The 16,549-nt window shown below is 72.7% G+C and carries 15 protein-coding genes and 1 pseudogene; 12 read left to right on the forward strand and 4 right to left on the reverse strand.

What is annotated here, in order from left to right; all coding sequences use genetic code 11:
- Positions 1-8: 8 nt before the first annotated feature.
- The 3 genes from ygfZ to ACT3TZ_RS11955 form a co-directional block, all read right to left on the reverse strand.
- Positions 9-1,124, reverse strand: coding sequence for a CAF17-like 4Fe-4S cluster assembly/insertion protein YgfZ (gene ygfZ, locus ACT3TZ_RS11945; RefSeq protein ID WP_444583650.1), 1,116 nt, complete (start codon positions 1,122-1,124; stop codon positions 9-11).
- The gene (locus ACT3TZ_RS11950) at positions 1,117-1,776 is read right to left on the reverse strand and encodes an FABP family protein (RefSeq protein ID WP_444583651.1); all 660 of its coding nucleotides are present in this window, start codon (positions 1,774-1,776) and stop codon (positions 1,117-1,119) included. Before ACT3TZ_RS11950 ends, ygfZ begins: the two co-directional genes overlap by 8 nt.
- Positions 1,777-1,922: 146 nt before the next feature.
- Positions 1,923-2,675 (reverse strand): hypothetical protein, encoded by a 753-nt coding sequence (locus ACT3TZ_RS11955; protein WP_444583652.1) that lies wholly within the window; start codon positions 2,673-2,675, stop codon positions 1,923-1,925.
- 174 nt (positions 2,676-2,849) lie between these two features.
- Between ACT3TZ_RS11955 and mshD the strand changes: the two are divergent.
- The 11 genes and pseudogenes from mshD to ACT3TZ_RS12010 all read left to right on the forward strand — a co-directional run.
- Positions 2,850-3,644: pseudogene (gene mshD, locus ACT3TZ_RS11960) on the forward strand (mycothiol synthase); the annotation flags it as partial.
- A gap of 243 nt (positions 3,645-3,887) precedes the next feature.
- Positions 3,888-6,101: an RNA degradosome polyphosphate kinase gene (locus ACT3TZ_RS11965; RefSeq protein WP_444583664.1), complete on the forward strand. Its 2,214-nt coding sequence runs from the start codon at positions 3,888-3,890 to the stop codon at positions 6,099-6,101.
- On the forward strand, positions 6,098-7,045 hold the full coding sequence (locus ACT3TZ_RS11970) for an NUDIX hydrolase (RefSeq protein ID WP_444583653.1): 948 nt from the start codon (positions 6,098-6,100) through the stop codon (positions 7,043-7,045). Before ACT3TZ_RS11965 ends, ACT3TZ_RS11970 begins: the two co-directional genes overlap by 4 nt.
- Positions 7,046-7,104: 59 nt before the next feature.
- Complete coding sequence (locus ACT3TZ_RS11975) at positions 7,105-7,794, forward strand: DUF4190 domain-containing protein (protein WP_444583654.1); 690 nt, start codon at positions 7,105-7,107, stop codon at positions 7,792-7,794.
- A gap of 166 nt (positions 7,795-7,960) precedes the next feature.
- Entirely contained in the window at positions 7,961-9,079 is a 1,119-nt protein-coding gene (locus ACT3TZ_RS11980; RefSeq protein ID WP_444583655.1) for a phosphate ABC transporter substrate-binding protein PstS, read from the forward strand.
- Positions 9,080-9,215: 136 nt separating this feature from the next.
- Positions 9,216-10,169 (forward strand): phosphate ABC transporter permease subunit PstC, encoded by a 954-nt coding sequence (pstC, locus tag ACT3TZ_RS11985; protein WP_444583656.1) that lies wholly within the window; start codon positions 9,216-9,218, stop codon positions 10,167-10,169.
- Positions 10,170-10,179: 10 nt separating this feature from the next.
- Positions 10,180-11,340, forward strand: coding sequence for a phosphate ABC transporter permease PstA (gene pstA, locus ACT3TZ_RS11990; protein ID WP_444583657.1), 1,161 nt, complete (start codon positions 10,180-10,182; stop codon positions 11,338-11,340).
- Positions 11,341-11,372: 32 nt separating this feature from the next.
- The gene (gene pstB / locus ACT3TZ_RS11995; protein WP_444583658.1) at positions 11,373-12,152 is read left to right on the forward strand and encodes a phosphate ABC transporter ATP-binding protein PstB; all 780 of its coding nucleotides are present in this window, start codon (positions 11,373-11,375) and stop codon (positions 12,150-12,152) included.
- Between the two features lie 118 nt (positions 12,153-12,270).
- Entirely contained in the window at positions 12,271-13,113 is an 843-nt protein-coding gene (locus ACT3TZ_RS12000) for an ABC transporter ATP-binding protein (RefSeq protein WP_444583659.1), read from the forward strand.
- On the forward strand, positions 13,110-14,420 hold the full coding sequence (locus tag ACT3TZ_RS12005) for an FtsX-like permease family protein (RefSeq protein WP_444583660.1): 1,311 nt from the start codon (positions 13,110-13,112) through the stop codon (positions 14,418-14,420). The genes ACT3TZ_RS12000 and ACT3TZ_RS12005 overlap by 4 nt, the downstream gene beginning before the upstream one ends.
- A gap of 22 nt (positions 14,421-14,442) precedes the next feature.
- Positions 14,443-14,766 (forward strand): rhodanese-like domain-containing protein, encoded by a 324-nt coding sequence (locus tag ACT3TZ_RS12010; RefSeq protein ID WP_444583661.1) that lies wholly within the window; start codon positions 14,443-14,445, stop codon positions 14,764-14,766.
- Positions 14,767-14,945: 179 nt separating this feature from the next.
- Here the strand turns inward: ACT3TZ_RS12010 and ACT3TZ_RS12015 are convergent, their stop codons facing one another.
- Complete coding sequence (locus ACT3TZ_RS12015; RefSeq protein WP_444583662.1) at positions 14,946-15,728, reverse strand: CPBP family intramembrane glutamic endopeptidase; 783 nt, start codon at positions 15,726-15,728, stop codon at positions 14,946-14,948.
- 54 nt (positions 15,729-15,782) lie between these two features.
- Here ACT3TZ_RS12015 and ACT3TZ_RS12020 point away from each other — a divergent pair, with 54 nt between their 5' ends.
- The gene (locus tag ACT3TZ_RS12020; RefSeq protein WP_444583663.1) at positions 15,783-16,493 is read left to right on the forward strand and encodes an SDR family oxidoreductase; all 711 of its coding nucleotides are present in this window, start codon (positions 15,783-15,785) and stop codon (positions 16,491-16,493) included.
- The last annotated feature ends 56 nt before the right edge of the window (positions 16,494-16,549 follow it).

Genomic DNA, 16,549 nt, shown 5'->3' on the forward strand with positions numbered 1-16,549 from the left:
CGGACGTCTCAGAGCCGGGCCGTCGTGGGGCGGGTGCCGTGGTCGCGCGCGACGACGACGGGCTCCTGGGTGGCGTCCAGCCGCAGCACGGGCGCGTCCTCGCCCTCGCCGATGCGGACGTCCACCCCGAGGGGCGCATCCAGGGGCACGCCGCGGCGCACCACCGCGAGGGCGACGGGCCCCAGGTCCACGTGCTGGGCGGCCGTGGTGACCGTGCCGATCTCCTTGCCGTCCAGGAGCACCGGTGCACCGGCAATCGCGGGGACGTCCTGGGAGCCGTCGAGGTGGAGCATCACGAGGCGCCGCGGCGGCTGACCGAGGTTCAGGACCTTGGCGACGGTCTCCTGCCCCCGGTAGCAGCCCTTGGCCGTGTGCACCGCGGTGCGCAGCAGGTCCAGCTCGTGGGGGATCGAGCGGTCGTCCACCTCCGTGACCAGGCGCGCCCGATGGGCGGCGACCCGCAGGGCATCGGCGGCCAGCTGCCCCGCGAGCAGCTCGGGACGCCAGGGGCGGGCCTCGAGCCCGGCGCCGGGCAGGACGGTGAGCACCCAGGGCGTCGGGTCCTCGGGGTCGGGGCCGTAGGAGACGCCGCCGGTGGCCACGGCGGGCCACGGGTCGTCCCACACGGCGAGGGGCTCGGGGAGCCCGAGGTCGGGCAGGACCTCGGCCGCGGGAGCGAGGGCGCCGAGGATCCGGAGGTCGTCGCGGTCGGTGAGCTCGACGCGTGCGGCGAACCGCATCATCTCGAGGTAGCGGCGCAGCCCGGCGCGGGCTCCGGGGTCGGTGATCAGGAGCACCGAGCCGTCCGCCAGCGGGGCCACGGAGGCGAGGTGCTCGACGCGCCCGCGCGGCGAGAGCACGGCGAGGCTGGGGGAGTCCCCCGGGGCGGCACGGTCGAGGACCTGGGTGCTGACGGTGGTCAGCCAGCTGCGGTGGTCGGCGCCGGAGACCTGGAGGATCTCGAGCTGCCCGAGGTCCACGACGGCGCGGCGGGCGAGCAGGCGCCGCTGCTCCCGCAGGGGCGCTCCGTAGTGCGAGGGCACGGCCTCGTCGGGGCCGGGGAGGTGCACGGCGCCCTCGCGGGCGAGCGGCGGGTGCACGGGGTCGGGCGATGCGTCAGGCACGATCGAGCTCCGCGGACAGGTAGGGGACGGGATCCTCCTGGCCCGTCGCGCGCTCGAGGACCCAGAAGAGACGACCGCCGACCAGGCCGAACAGGCGCGTGGCGCGGGCGTGCACGGGGCCCTCGCCGCTGCCGGAGACGGACTCGGTCGCGAGCTGGATGCGCGGGCCGCGCACCTCGCCCACGGACACCTCGGCGGTCCCGTCGGAGGCGGAGGTCACGGCCCGCAGGGTGTAGGAGATGACCGACTCCGGGCTCCCGGGCTTGGCCACCTTCGCGGCGGCGAGGTCCTGGCCCTCGACGGGGCCGAGGACCTCCCAGGTCCCGGACTCCTCGAGCAGCAGACGCTTCTCCGGCTCGGGGCCGTCGGCGGGGACCTCCGGCTCGGGCGCGATCGCGTCCTCGGAGAACACGGCGGTGGGCGGCACGGGCGGCGGGGCGTCGACCACCCAGGTGCGCATGGTCCATCCGAGGGTGCCGCCGGGCAGGGCGGTGGCCTCGACCTCCTGGTCGATGCGACGCCCGGTGGGGGCGTCCTCGGGGGTGCCCTCGGTCCGGGGCAGCTCGACGGCGCCCTCGCCGCGCCAGGACCCGAGGATCCAGGCGAGCGGGAACAGCGCCGGGTCGAGATCGGCGTCCAGGGTGATGGGCATGTCAGCGCCCGTCGAAGAGGCGTGCGATGACCAGCACGGCGAAGGCGGCGGTGCCGATGCCGACCAGCCCGACCAGGACCAGGAAGAAGATGGAGAGCGCAGTCATGCGCTCGATCCTACCGACTCGCCCGTGTGCGCGCCGCGGCTCAGGACGCCAGCCGCGCCGCGAGGAGCACGATCACGCCCGCGGTCGCCACGGGGGCCGCGGCGACCGCGAGGGACGGCGCCGGCTCCCGGGCCACGAGCGTCGACCCCAGCAGGACGTGGGCCCCGCTCGCCCCGACGCCGACGGCGAGGCCCGCGAGGGCGCCCACCAGGGGCGACGGGCCGGGAAGTGCGAGCAGCACGAGGGCCGACACCGCCGCCGAGGAGGCGATGGCCAGCGGCGCGACGATGGCGCCGCGGCCGGGGACGGTGAGGATCAGCAGAGCCGCGCACAGCCCGGCGGCGCTCGCGGTCACGACCCCCGCGGCGACGGGATCGGCCGCGGCGGTGGCCTGGGCGCGGATCCAGCACCCTGCGAGTCCGGTGAGCATCGCCCCGGCCACGGTCCCCGTCAGCGAGGCGGTCAGCGCCGTGCGCTCGGGGCGCAGCATCTGGTGCACGAACGCGGCGAAGACCGCCGCCGCGCACACCGTGGCCACCCCGAGCATCGGCCCGAACCCGCCCGGGGGCATCGCCGAGAGGAGCGCGCCGCCGATCCCCGTGAGGGCCACGACGATCCGCGTGCCGCGCGCCGAGGGGAGCTCGAAGAGGTCCGGCCAGCCGATCGCGACCATGAGCACGACGACCAGGACGATGCCCGTGACGATCGGCACTCCCGTCGCCCCGGCCAGGGACGCGACGCACAGCAGAAGGGCCAGGGCCGCGCCGAGAGGGGCCCGCGTGGGCGGGTTCATGTGGTCTCCCTCGGGGTCGGGTCCGGCGGTCGGAGGCGCACCGCCGCCGGGATCGGAACCGTCGGGGGCGGGCGCTAGAGTTGCAGTCTACGAGCCGCAGCGGCCGGTGCCCCCGCGCGCCCTGCATGCCGCTCGGCCCCATGACCTCGCACGGTGGGAAGGACGATGCCTCCGATGATCTCCACGGAGCTGCTCACGCCCGGCCAGGGCCGCGCCGTCGCGGACCTCCTCCGGGACGTGACCGATCACGACGGCGTCGCGCCGCTGGACGAGCCCGCGCGACTCGAGCTGCGCTCGACGACCCTGCGTCCCGGGGTCGTGCACCTCATGGCCTACTCCCCGGACCGCGACCTCGTCGGCTACGCGGGGATCCTCCCGGACGGCACCGTCCAGGGCATGGTGGACCCCCGGCACCGACGGCGCGGGATCGGCACCTCGCTGGTCACGGCGGCGCTGTCCCGGCGCCGTGAAGGCCGGATCTGGGCTCACGGAGCCCTCGAGGGCGCCGAGCTCCTGCTGACCGGCCTGGGCCTGCGTCCCGAGCGCACCCTGCTGACCATGCGTGCCGATCTCACGGCCGAGGTGACGCGCGCCGGGACCCAGGACCCCGAGGTCGAGGTCCGTGCGTTCCGGACCGGCTGGGACGAGGACGCCTTCGTCGCGCTGAACGCCCGGGTCTTCGCCCATCACCCCGAGCAGGGTTCGCTGACGCGCGCGGATCTGGACCTGCGGCTGCGCGAGCCGTGGTTCGACCCCGAGGGCTTCCACCTCGCGCTGCTGGACGGCGAGCTCGTGGCCTTCGTGTGGACCAAGCGGGAGCCCGGCGCCGAGGACGCCGAGATCTACGTCGTGGGCACTGCGGAGGAGGCCCAGGGCCGGGGGATCGCCACCCGCCTGCTCACCGACGCCCTCGCCCGCCTGCGCGAGCAGGGGGTGCGCCACGTCCAGCTGTACGTCGAGGGCGACAGCGCCGCGGCCGTGCACCTCTACGAGCGACGCGGTTTCGACGTCGCCGGCAAGGACGTCCAGTTCGCGCTGCCGGAGGGCACGGAGCTGCCGGCTGCGGGTCCCGCGGCGGGGTCCACCGCGGACACGCCGTCGCGCCCCGTCCCCCGGGTCGTGGCCGAGGCGGGTGCCGACCGCGCGGCGCCCGCGCCCGAGCAGATCGCCCCGGATCGCACGAACCGTTCCTCGCGGGCCGCCGATACGGGGCTGACCAGCGGCGAGGATGCGCCCCGTCCGCGCCGCACGGAGCCTCTGGCCCAGGAGCTGCCCGAGGACCGGTTCCTCGAGCGGGAGCTGAGCTGGCTCGCCTTCAACGAGCGGGTCCAGGAGCTCTCCGCCGATCCGGAGGTCCCGCTGCTCGAGCGGGTGCGGTTCAGCGCCATCTTCAGCTCCAACCTCGACGAGTTCTTCATGGTCCGCGTCGCGGGCCTCAAGCGCCGCCTGGAGACGGGGCTCGCGGTCACCGGCCCCTCGGGCATCTCGCCCCGGCGGGTGCTGGAGACCGTGCGGCGGCGCGCCCACGAGCTCCAGATCCACCAGTCCCGGATCGTCGAGGACGAGCTGCGACCCGGCCTCCAGGAGGCCGCGGGCGTCAGGATCCTGCGCTGGGGTGACCTCGACGACGCCGAGCAGGAGCGCCTCGCGGACTTCTTCGCGACCGAGGTGTTCCCGGTGCTGACGCCGCTGGCCGTGGACCCGGCCCACCCCTTCCCGTACATCTCGGGACTGTCCCTGAACCTCGTCGTGCAGATGCTGCCCAGCGGCGAGCGGGGCGACGACGCCAAGCAGCGCTACGCCCGCGTCAAGGTGCCCGACTCCCTGCCCCGCTTCGTGCGCCTGCGAGAGCGCGAGCTCGCCGCCGCCGACCGGGCCGGCTCCGGTGCGGGCGGCGCCGACGGCGACGGGCTCGACGCCGCGCGCCCCGAGGTGCCGTTCATCGGCCTCGAGGAGGTCATCGCGGCCAACCTCCACCAGCTGTTCCCCGGCATGGACGTCGAGCGCCACCACCTGTTCCGCGTGACCCGCAACGAGGACCTCGAGGTCGAGGAGGACGACGCCGAGAACCTCCTGCACGCCCTCGAGAAGGAGCTGCTGCGGCGCCGCTTCGGGGCCCCCGTGCGCCTCGAGATCGAGGAGGGCATCGACCCCGAGGTGCGTGCTTGGCTGGTCCGCGAGCTGGGCGTGATGAACTCCGAGGTCTTCGAGCTGCCCGGCCTGCTGGACCTGCGGGGGCTCTCCGAGATCGCGGACCTCGACGCGCCGACGCTGCAGTTCCCGGCGTTCGTGCCGGCCACCAACGCACGCCTCAAGGAGGTCGAGTCCGCGAGCGAGCCCGACGTGTTCGCGGCGATCCGCAAGCGCGACGTGCTGCTGCACCACCCCTATGACTCGTTCTCGACGTCGGTCCAGGCGTTCCTCGAGCAGGCCGCCGCCGATCCCCAGGTGCTCGCGATCAAGCAGACGCTCTACCGCACCTCCGGGGACTCGCCGATCGTGGACTCCCTCATCGATGCCGCCCAGGCCGGCAAGCAGGTGCTGGCCCTGGTCGAGATCAAGGCGCGCTTCGACGAGCAGGCCAACATCTCCTGGGCCCGCAAGCTCGAGCAGGCGGGCGTGCACGTCGTCTACGGGATCGTGGGTCTGAAGACCCACTGCAAGCTCTCCATGGTGGTGCGCCAGGAAGCCACCGGTCTGCGCCGCTACTGCCACGTGGGCACCGGCAACTACCACCCCAAGACCGCCCGGATGTACGAGGACCTCGGCCTCCTGACCTGCGACGAGCAAGTGGGCCAGGACCTCACCCGGCTGTTCAACCAGCTCTCCGGCTACGCGCCGCGCACGTCGTTCCGTCGCCTGCTGGTGGCGCCCCGCGAGGTGCGCAGCGGACTCGTCGAGCTCATCGAGCAGGAGGTCGAGCACCACCTCGCCGGGCGCCCCGCGAGGATCCGGCTCAAGTGCAACTCGATGGTCGACGAGGGGATCATCGACGCCCTCTACCGCGCTTCGCAGGCCGGCGTCCCCGTGGACGTCGTCGTCCGCGGCATCTGTGCGCTGCGGCCGGGCGTCCCCAGGCTCAGCGAGACCATCCGGGTGCGGTCGATCCTGGGTCGATTCCTCGAGCACTCGCGGCTGTTCAGCTTCGAGGGGGGCGGCACGCCGACGATGTACATCGGCAGCGCCGACATGATGCACCGCAACCTCGACCGCCGCGTCGAGGCGCTCGTCCAGATCACCGCCGCGGACCACATCGAGCAGCTCCGCGCGCTCATGGACCTGCTCATGGACGATGCGACCCAGAGCTGGCACCTCGACGCCGACGGCGCCTGGATCCGGCACGCGATCGACGCCTCCGGGGAGCGGCTGCGCGATGCGCAGGAGGAGCTGATCGCCGCCCACCGCCGACGGAGGCGCCGCCCGTGAGCCCCAAGAACGCCCCGGGTGCCCCGCCCGTGCTGGCGGCCGGGGCTCTCGTCTGGCGGGAGCGTCGCGGCCAGGTGGAGGTGCTGCTCGTGCATCGTCCCCGCTACGACGACTGGTCCGTGCCCAAGGGCAAGCTCGACCCGGGGGAGACGTACCCCGCCGCCGCCGTCCGCGAGGTGGCCGAGGAGACCGGGTACCGCGTGCGCCTGCACCGGCCGCTGCCGGCCGCGGTGTACCTCCTGTCCGACGGCCGCACCAAGGTGGTCCACTACTGGGTGGGCACCGTGCGCTCGCGCGTCGGGCCCGGGCCCGAGAACGCCCGCGAGATCGACGACGTCGCCTGGGTGGACCTCGACGAGGCGGACCGACGCCTCACGCGGACCTCCGACCAGCTCCTCATCGACGCGATGCGGCGGCAGATCGAGGGCTCGACCCTGCACACGGTGCCGATCATCATCCAGCGCCACGCCGCCGCGCTGTCGCGCGCGAAGTGGCGCAAGGGTGAGGCGACCCGGCCCCTGAACACCAAGGGCAAGAAGCAGGCGCGGGCGCTGCCGCCGCTGATCTCCGCCTTCGCGCCCGCGAGCGTCGTGACCAGCCCCTGGAAGCGCTGCGAGGCGACGATCGAGCCCTTCGCCCGTGAGGGCGGCATGGAGATCGACACCAAGGAATCCCTCACCGAGGCGGCCCACGAGAAGCGTCCCTCCCGCGCCGGGGCCGTGTTCGAGCGGGTCCTGGACGAGGCGCGCCCCACGGTCGTGTGCACCCACCGTCCCGTCCTCCCGACCCTGGTGGGCGTGGCGCGGGAGCACGCGACCAAGGATGCGGCGCTCGAACTGCCCCGTGGTGACCCCTTCCTCGCGGCGGGAGAGGCCCTCGTGCTGCACACCACGCCGGCAGGTGAGATCGTTGCCGTCGAACGCCACCTGCCCAACATCGGCTGAACGTCCCGTTCCCCGTCCGGCGCCTCGCGTCCCGCACCCCCGAACCCCCAGGAGCCGACATGACCTCCGGTCCGCCCTCCGCGTCCCCCTCGCACGCCGGCGACGGCTCCCGGGGGCCGTCCGACCCCTACGGGTATGGCCATGAGCAGCCGGATCCCCTCGCGGCGCCGCCAGCCGACGCCGATCGCGGCGGGGCTCCGGATCCCTACGGGGCGCCGCCCGCGGACCCCTACGGGGCGCCGGCCCCGGATCCCTACGCGGCGCCGAGCGCGGACCACCACGGAGCCACGACCGCGGACCCCTACGCCTCGCCGTACGACCCCTACGGACCCAGCGAGCACGGCGCAGGCGCCGAGGGCACCGTCGACACGTACGCCACCAGCGCGTACGGCACCGGGTACGCCGTGCCCGCAGGCGCGCCCGCCGACCCCTACGGCGGTGCCGTGCAGAAGCCGTACGCGCCGCAGGGCTACGCGTCCGGGTACGTTCCCGCGCCGCCGACCTCCGGTCTCGCGCTGGCAGGCATGATCCTGGGGATCGTGGGGCTCGTGACCTGCTCGGGGATCCCCAGTGTGATCGGTATCATCCTGTCCGCCGTGAGCCTCCGGGAGACCGGCAGCGGTGAGCGCTCCGGGCGCGGATTCGCGATCGCCGGGATCGTCACCTCGGGGATCGGACTGCTGGTCATCCTGGCCGTGGTGGTCTTCTACATCGTCGTGTTCGTGGTGGTGGGGACCCAGTCCACCTGACGTCCCCGGTCCGCGCCCGGCAGGGCTCCGGACACCTGTTCATCCTGCGTTCACCCGCGTCCGCACGTCCCGTCACCTGTGCTCCCTAGGGTCGGCCCCGACACCACGTCGGAACCTCCGGGACACCCCGGGACACCCCGGGCCTCGGCTCCGGAAAGGACCAGCAGTGAACGTTCGCCAGAACAAGCTCGCCGCGGCCGCGGCTCTCGCCCTCACCGGCGGCCTCGCCCTGTCCGCCTGCGGCGGCAGCGGTGACCCCGCCGCGGGCGGCGGAGGCTCCGACAACGGCGGCTCCGGCGCCGCGGTCTCCGGCAACCTCGCCGGCGCCGGCGCCAGCTCGGCCGAGTCGGCCCAGCAGGCGTGGACCCAGAACTTCATCGCCAAGAACCCCGAGGCGCAGGTCACCTACGACGCCGTCGGCTCCGGCAAGGGCCGCGAGCAGTTCCTCTCCGGCGGCGTGCAGTTCGCCGGCTCGGACGACGCCCTCAAGCCCGAGGAGATCACGAAGGCGGCGGAAGCCTGCCAGGGCGGCAAGGCCTTCGACGTGCCGATCTACGTCTCGCCGATCGCCGTCGTCTACAAGCTCGACGGCGTCAAGGACCTCCAGCTCTCCCCGGAGACCCTCGCGGGCATCTTCGCGGGATCCATCACCTCGTGGGACGACGCCAAGATCAAGGCCGACAACCCCGACGCGACGCTCCCGGCCAAGCCGATCGTCCCCGTGCACCGCCAGGACAAGTCCGGCACCACCGGCAACTTCACGGACTACCTCTCCGCGACGGCGCCCTCGGTCTGGACCGCCGGTCACGTCGAGGAGTGGCCCACCTCCGGTGGCCAGTCCGGCGACGGCACCTCCGGCCTGATCTCCACGGTCGAGGGCGGCGACGGCACGATCGGCTACGCCGACGCGTCCAAGGCCGGCAACCTCGGGATCGCCAAGATCAAGATCGGCGAGAACTACGTGGCGCCCTCGGACGCCGCCGCTGCCGCCGCGGTCGACAAGTCTCCCCGCGAGGAGGGCCGCGAGTCCAACGACATCGTGATCAAGCTCGACCGCACCCAGACCGAGGGCGAGGTCTACCCGCTCGTGCTCGTGTCCTACCTGGTCGTGTGCGACACCTACAAGGACGAGCAGACCGCGAACCTCGCCAAGGGCTACGCCGACTACGTCGTCTCGGAGGAGGGCCAGAAGGCCGCCGCCGAGGCTGCCGGCTCCTCGCCGCTGTCCTCGGAGCTGAGCGCGGACGCACAGAAGTCGATCGCGGGCATCAAGGCCAAGGCCTGATCAGCACGACCTCCAGCAGGTGCGTCCCGGGACCCTCGCGGTCCCGGGACGCACCCGCGAACAGAGTTCGTCGCTCGTCCGGTCCCCCGTTCCCGCCGGCATCGTCGGCCCTCCGATCGTCGAGGTGGTCCCCTCCGTGAGCTCCACGTCCGTCTCCAAGCCAGCTGCCCAGCGCGGGCGGTCCTCCTCCGCCCGCCGACCCGGCGACACGGTGTTCTCCGTCCTCTCCGTGGGCTCCGGCCTCATCATCTTCCTGACCCTCGCGGCTGTCGCCATCTTCCTCACGGTCCAGTCATGGCCCGCGATCCAGGGCAGCAGGGAGCTCACGGGCTCCGAGGACGCCGTCTCGCTCCTCGAATACACGGGCCCCCTCGTCTACGGGACCGTGCTCGCGGCGACGCTCGCCCTGCTGATGGCGGTCCCCGTCTCCATCGGCATCGCGCTGTTCATCTCCCACTACGCGCCGCGCAGGCTCGCGGCGCCCCTGGGATACGTGATCGACCTCCTCGCCGCGGTGCCCTCGGTCGTCTTCGGCCTGTGGGGCGGTGTGTGGCTCGTGCCGATGCTCGAGCCCCTGTACACCTTCCTCAACACCTACTTCGCGTGGATCCCGCTGTTCGCGGGGGAGCCCACGGCGCCGATGCGCAACATCGCCTCGGCCTCCGTCGTCCTCGCGGTGATGATCCTCCCGATCATCACCGCGGTGTCCCGCGAGGTGTTCCTGCAGACGCCGCGGCTCCAGGAGGAGGCGGCTCTCGCGCTGGGCGCCACGCGCTGGGAGATGATCCGCACAGTCGTGCTGCCCTTCGGCCGCTCGGGCGTCGTCTCGGCCTCCATGCTCGGCCTGGGTCGTGCGCTCGGCGAGACCATGGCCGTCCTCATGGTCCTCTCGCCCGGCTTCACCTACTCCCTGCACATCCTCGAGGTGGGCAAGCACCAGTCGATCGCGGCGAACATCGCCGCGCAGAGCGCGGAATCGACGGGCATCGACATGTCCCGGCTGATCTTCACGGGCCTCGTGCTGTTCGTTCTCACCTTCGCCATCAATGCGATCGCCCGTGCGATCGTCTCCCGCGGACCGAAGGCGTGAGGCCCCGATCATGAGCGCTCCCAGCCCCGCAGTCATCAAGAGCCACTCCTCGTCTCCCACCTCGGAGCGACGCCTCCCCTGGTGGCACCTCCTCATCACGGCCGTCATCGGCCTCGTGCTCGCGGCCCTGATCCTCGCGCCGTTCGGCGCGCTCTCGGTCGCCGGCGTCGTGGTGATCGGGTATCTCCTGCACCTGGTCGCCGCCTACGTCTACGCCCGGATCCGCGAGGGTCGCCGGTGGGCCGCGGACCGCCTCGTCTCCCTGTTGGTGATCGGGGCCTTCGCCCTCGCGATGATCCCGCTGATCTCGCTGCTGATCGAGGTCATCTCCCGCGGTGCCAAGAAGATCCTCACCCCCTTCCCCGGGGCCTTCTGGACCACGGACATGGCCGGGGTCATCGGCGGCGCCGATGCCGGGGGCATCGGGCACGCGATCATCGGCACGCTGCTGATCACGTTCTGGGCCTCGGTCATCTCGGTGCCGATCGGCCTGTTCACCTCGATCTTCCTCGTCGAGTACGCCCGCAGCGGGTGGATGGCGGTTCTCGGGCGGGGCATCACGTTCCTCGTGGACGTCATGACGGGCATCCCCTCGATCGTCGCGGGCCTGTTCTCGCTGGCGATGTTCGTGACCGTCCTGAGCGATCCGGGCATCCGGATCGGCCTGATGGGCTCGGTCGCGCTGTCGGTGCTCATGATCCCGACGGTCGTCCGGTCGAGCGAGGAGATGCTCCGCCTGGTGCCGATGGAGCTGCGCGAGGCGGCCTACGCCCTCGGCGTGCCCAAGTGGCTGACCATCGTCCGCGTGGTGCTGCGCACCGCGATCGCGGGTCTGACCACCTCGGTGACGCTGGCCATCGCCCGTGTCATCGGCGAGACCGCACCGCTCCTGCTCACCGTCGGCGCCCTGCCGCTGCTGAACACCAACATGGTCTCGGGTCGGATGGAGACCCTGCCCACCTTCATCAACGGCCAGTACCGTGCGGGCAACGCGGTCTGCAACTCCGACACGATCACCAATCCGATCACGCAGGTGAAGGACGCCTGTTCCGTGACCGTCAACTACGACCGGGCCTGGGCGGCAGCGCTCACGCTCATCCTCATCGTGATGATCCTCAACATCATCGCCCGCCTGGTCAGCCACTACTTCGCGCCCAAGACCGGCCGCTGAGCCGTCGCGCTCCGCTTCGAAAGGATCCACCGATGCCCCAGGCGATCACCGTCGAGGACCTCAACATCTACTACAGCGAGTTCCTCGCCGTCGAGGATGTCAACATGGTCATCGACCCGCGCACCGTGACGGCCCTCATCGGGCCCTCCGGCTGCGGCAAGTCGACCTTCCTGCGCACCCTGAACCGCATGCACGAGGTCATCCCCGGCGCGTACGCGAAGGGGAAGGTCGACATCGAGGGCCAGAACATCTATGGACCCGGTGTGGACCCCGTGAACGTCCGCCGTCGCGTCGGGATGGTCTTCCAGAAGCCCAACCCCTTCCCGACGATGTCGATCAAGGACAACGTCCTGGCCGGCGTGAAGCTCAACAACCGCCGCATCTCCCGCAGCGCCGCCGCGGAGCTCGTCGAGAAATCGCTGCGCGGCGCGAACCTGTGGAACGAGGTCAAGGACCGTCTCGACAAGCCCGGCATGGGGCTGTCCGGCGGCCAGCAGCAGCGCCTGTGCATCGCCCGCACGATCGCCGTCAAGCCCGAGGTCGTCCTCATGGACGAGCCCTGCTCGGCGCTCGACCCGATCTCGACCCTGGCGATCGAGGACCTCATCCACGAGATGAAGGACGAGTACACGATCGTGATCGTCACCCACAACATGCAGCAGGCGTCGCGGGTCTCGGACCGCACCGGGTTCTTCAACATCGCGGGCACCGGGAAGCCGGGCAAGCTCATCGAGCTCGACGAGACCGAGAAGATGTTCACCAACCCCAGCAACAAGCAGACCGAGGACTACATCTCCGGCCGCTTCGGCTGATCCCGCGTCGGGCCCTGCCCGGGGTCCCCGCCGACGTCCACCCACGGTCTGATCCGTGGACAGCGGCCCGCTCCCGGAGACCGATGTCTCCTGGGACGCGGGCCGCGAGGCTGGCGGCATGACATCGCACCCCGACCTTCCCGCCGGCGCTCCCACGCCCCTCGACCCCTCGACCCTCGTCGGGGACGTCCGCTCCCCGGCACCGGTGCACGATCGGCCCATCCCGCAGCCCGGTCCCGCGCCCCTCCTCCAGGCACGGGCGCTGACCTGCGTCTACGGCGACAAGACCTCCCGCACCGTCGCCCTCGACGGCGTGGACATCGCGATCCGTCCCGCAGAGTCCCTCGCGGTCATGGGCCCCTCGGGCTCCGGCAAGACCACCCTCCTGCACGTCCTCGCAGGGATCCTGCGGCCCGCCTCGGGGAGCGTGATGTACCGCGATCGGGATCTCGCCTCGCTCTCGGACCGCGACCGGACCCGCCTGCGACGCAGCGACTTCGGCTTCGTGTTCCAGGACGGCCAGCTCCTGCCGGAGCTCACCGCCGTGGAGAACGTGATCCTGCCGCGCATGCTGGGCGGCGCCTCCCGCCGTGCGGCGACCGCCGAGGCACGCGGCTGGCTGGACCGGCTGGGCCTCGCCGGCATGCACGAGCGCCGACCAGGCCAGCTCTCCGGCGGCCAGGCACAGCGCGTCGCGATCGCCCGCGCACTGGCGGGCAACCCCGCGGTGGTGTTCGCCGACGAGCCCACCGGCGCCCTCGACCAGACCACCGGGCATGCCGTCCTGGACCTGCTGGTGGGCACCGCCCGGGAGGCGGGCGCGAGCCTCGTGATGGTCACGCACGATCCCCAGGTGGCGGCCGCGTGCGAGCGCACCGTCGCGATGCAGGACGGGCGGATCGCCCAGGAGTTCCGCCGCGGAGCCGCGACTCCGACGAGCGCGCACGGGGTGTCGGCATGAGAGCGCTGCTGCTGCGTCGGCGCGGGTCCCTCTCGGAGGTGCTCGCCGTCATCGCCTTCGCCGCCTCCGCGGCGATCCTCGCGACGGTGCTGGGGGGCGTGCTGGCCTTCGCCGGGCGGGCGGGCGATCCTGCTCAGCAGGGCCCGGACGGCATCGCGGGCATGCTCCTCCTGTGCGCCGTGATCGCCACCGCACTCCTGGTCCCCACCGCCATGACCCTCGGGGCCTCTGCCGCGAAGCTGTCGCTCGTGCGCCGTGAGCGGGACCTCGCCGCGATCCGACTGGTCGGCGGGACCACGGGACAGGTGGCCGGGATCGCCGTCCTGGACGTCGTGATCCAGGCGCTGATCGGTGCCGTGGTCGGCATCGGTGTGCATCTGGCCTGGACCCCGCTGCTCACGGGCCTCGACTTCGCGATGACGCCCTTCACCGTCGCCGAGCTGCTGCCGCCATGGTGGGCATACCCCCTGCTGGTGATCGGGTTCGTCGGACTCGCCGCCTTCTCCGCCTCCGTCGCGCTGATCGGCGTGGTGGTCTCCCCGCTGGGCGTGGCCCGCGACTCCCGCACGGTGCGCGTCTCGCTGCTCCGTGCCGCCGTGTGGGTGCTCGTGCTCATCGGCTTCGTCGCGGCCACGCGGATCGGCTATCCCGACGAGGGCGTCGCGATCGCCGTGCTGGTCGTGTTCATGATGATCGTGGTGGGCGGCGTCAACATCATCGGCCCCCTGGTGGTGTGGCTCGGCGCGCGCATCGTCGCGGCCGTGGCGCCCTGGCCCAGCTGGCTGGTCGCCGCGCGCCGGCTCGCGGCGGACCCCCGCTCGGGATGGCGGTCGGTCTCGGGGATCACCTTCGGACTGGTGGTGGCCGGCATGCTCACCCTGATGTCGCTCTTCGCGGGATCCGGCGACGACCCGACCACGATGGCCTTCTCCCACGCGCTCCTGACCGGGGGCTACCTGACCCTCGGCATCGCGGCGCTGCTGGCGGCCGTGAGCACCGGCGTCACGCAGGCCTCGCGGGTCATCGACCAGGCACGCACCTACCGCTCCCAGCACATCGGTGGAGCGGACCTCGCACAGCTGCACCGGGCGCGGATCGTGGAGGTGGTGATCCCGGTGCTGATGAGCTCGGTGATCGCCACGATCTCGACGCTCGTGCTGCTGTCGCCGGTGCTGAGCGGGATGACCGGGAGCATCGCCCCGGTGGTTCAGTACGTCGTCTCCGGCCTGGCTGCCTACCTGCTGGTGGCCCTCGCCGTCGCCGTGAGCGCCCCGCTGGTGCGCCGGGTGGCTCTGACGAGCGCCTGAGGTGCCGCGTAGGGTGGGGCCCATGGACCTGGAATCCGTGGACCCCACCGCCGTGCCCTCCGGCGCTCAGCTCATCGACGTGCGCGAGCAGGACGAATGGGATGCTGGGCACGCCCCGAGCGCCCAGCACCTCCCCGCGAGCACCCTCCTGGAGCACCTCGACGAGCTCCCCGAGGACGGCGATCTCTACATCGTCTGCCGCTCCGGCGGCCGCAGCACCCAGGTGGGCACCTGGCTGCTGGCCAACGGGTACGACGCGATCAACGTGCGCGGCGGCATGGGGGCCTGGATCGAGGCGGACCTGCCCATCGAGGCCGTGGGCGAGGGCGAGCCCTTCATCCTCTGAGGGGTGCGACGGCCGGAGTCCCGCGGTCTCCGGTCGACGCAATACACGGAGGGCGCATCGCTGGCCGGTCGCGGGGTGCGGGGCGTTCCTCCGTTCCCGGGGTTCGCGCACCCACCTCCGGCCCGGTGCAGGAGGTCGCCGCCCTCGGTCGTGCCGGTGAGGTCCGCTTCCCGGACCGCTCAGAGCGAGATGACGTCGCGCAGCAGCGCGTACCCCACGAACGCCCCCACGTCGAGCAGGGTGTGCGCCACGACCAGCGGCATCGTGCGGCGGGTGCGCCGGAACCACTCGGCGAACACGACGCCCATGAGCAGGTTGGCGATCCCCGGGCCGATGCCCTGGTACAGGTGGTAGCTGCCGCGCAGCACCGCGGAGGCCAGCACGATGCGCCGCGGTCCCCAGCCCAGGCGCTCGAGCCGCACCGTCAGGTACCCGACGGCGATGACCTCCTCGATCACCGCGTTCTTGACCGCCTGCAGGACGAGCACGGGGATCGACCACCAGTACTCGCCGAGGGCAGCCGGGACCACCTCCACCGTGGCACCGAGCGCACGCCCCGCGTAGTAGATCGCCAGGCCCGGGATCCCGATCGAGGCCGCGAGCAGCGCTCCCCACGCGAGGTCCCGCAGGGGCCTGCGCAGGTCCAGGCCCAGGACCTGCCATGCCGAGACGCCCGTGAGGAACAGCAGCAGCACCGCGAGCGCCGCCGGCGTGACCGTGAAGAGGATCCCCACGAGCTGGTAGGCGAGGTCGAACCAGGGGCGCGGCGACTGCGAGGTGTTCAGCGCCGTGGACTGTCCCTTCAGGGGGCCGCGGCTGAGAGCATCTGCCAGCGCGAGGATCGCGTACACCGCGGACCTCCCCAGTGACAGGGCGAGGACGATCACGACCTCCCAGCGCACGAGGGTGCGTTCGCGGGGGGCGAGTCCGCCGGGAGGCCCCGTCGGGGCGCTGGTCTGCACGGGGACATCGTGCCAGAGGGGGGGCGCCGATGGCCGCGTGACAGACTCGAGGCCATGACTGCCACCGCCGCGACCGCTTCCCCGCTCGTCCTCGTCACCGGGGCCTCCCGGGGCATCGGCCTGGCCGTGGCCCGGGAGCTGGCCGATGACCACACGCTCCTGCTGGGGGGCCGGGACGCCGACGCCCTGCGCGACCTCGCCCGCACGTTCCCCGCGGCGCGGCCCGTCGTCGCCGACCTCACCGACCCCGACGGCGTCGCGGAGGCCGTCGCGGCGCTGGACCTCGACGGGGGCCTCGCGGCGGTGGTGCACAGCGCGGGGATCCTCGTGCCGGGCCGCGTCGAGGAACTGACCGCCGCGGACTGGGCCCGCTCCTTCGCCGTCAACGTCACGGCCGTCGCCGACCTCACCCGCCTGCTGCTCCCCGCGCTGCGCCTGGCACGCGGCACCGTCGTCACCGTGAACTCGGGCTCCGGGTTCACCGCGGGCCCGGGCACCAGCGCGTACTCCGCCTCGAAGTTCGCCCTGCGCGCGTTCAGCGACGCCCTCCGGGCCGAGGAGGCACCCCACGGTGTGCGGGTGTCCTCGGTGCACCCCGGACGGGTGGACACCGACATGCAGCACGAGCTGCGGGGCTTCGAGCGGGGGGAGTACGAGCCCGCGCGCTACCTGCGCCCGGAGTCCGTCGCCCGTGCCGTCGGACTCGCCGTCCGGGCCACGGACGAGGCGAGCCTCGACGTGATCTCGGTGCGTCCGCGCGGCTGACCTCGCGGAGCGCCGTCGCGCACGGTTCGCATACGGGCCCACCCCGTGAGGTACGG

Source organism: Brachybacterium sp. AOP25-B2-12, from assembly GCF_052378625.1.
Taxonomy (GTDB): Bacteria; Actinomycetota; Actinomycetes; order Actinomycetales; family Dermabacteraceae; genus Brachybacterium.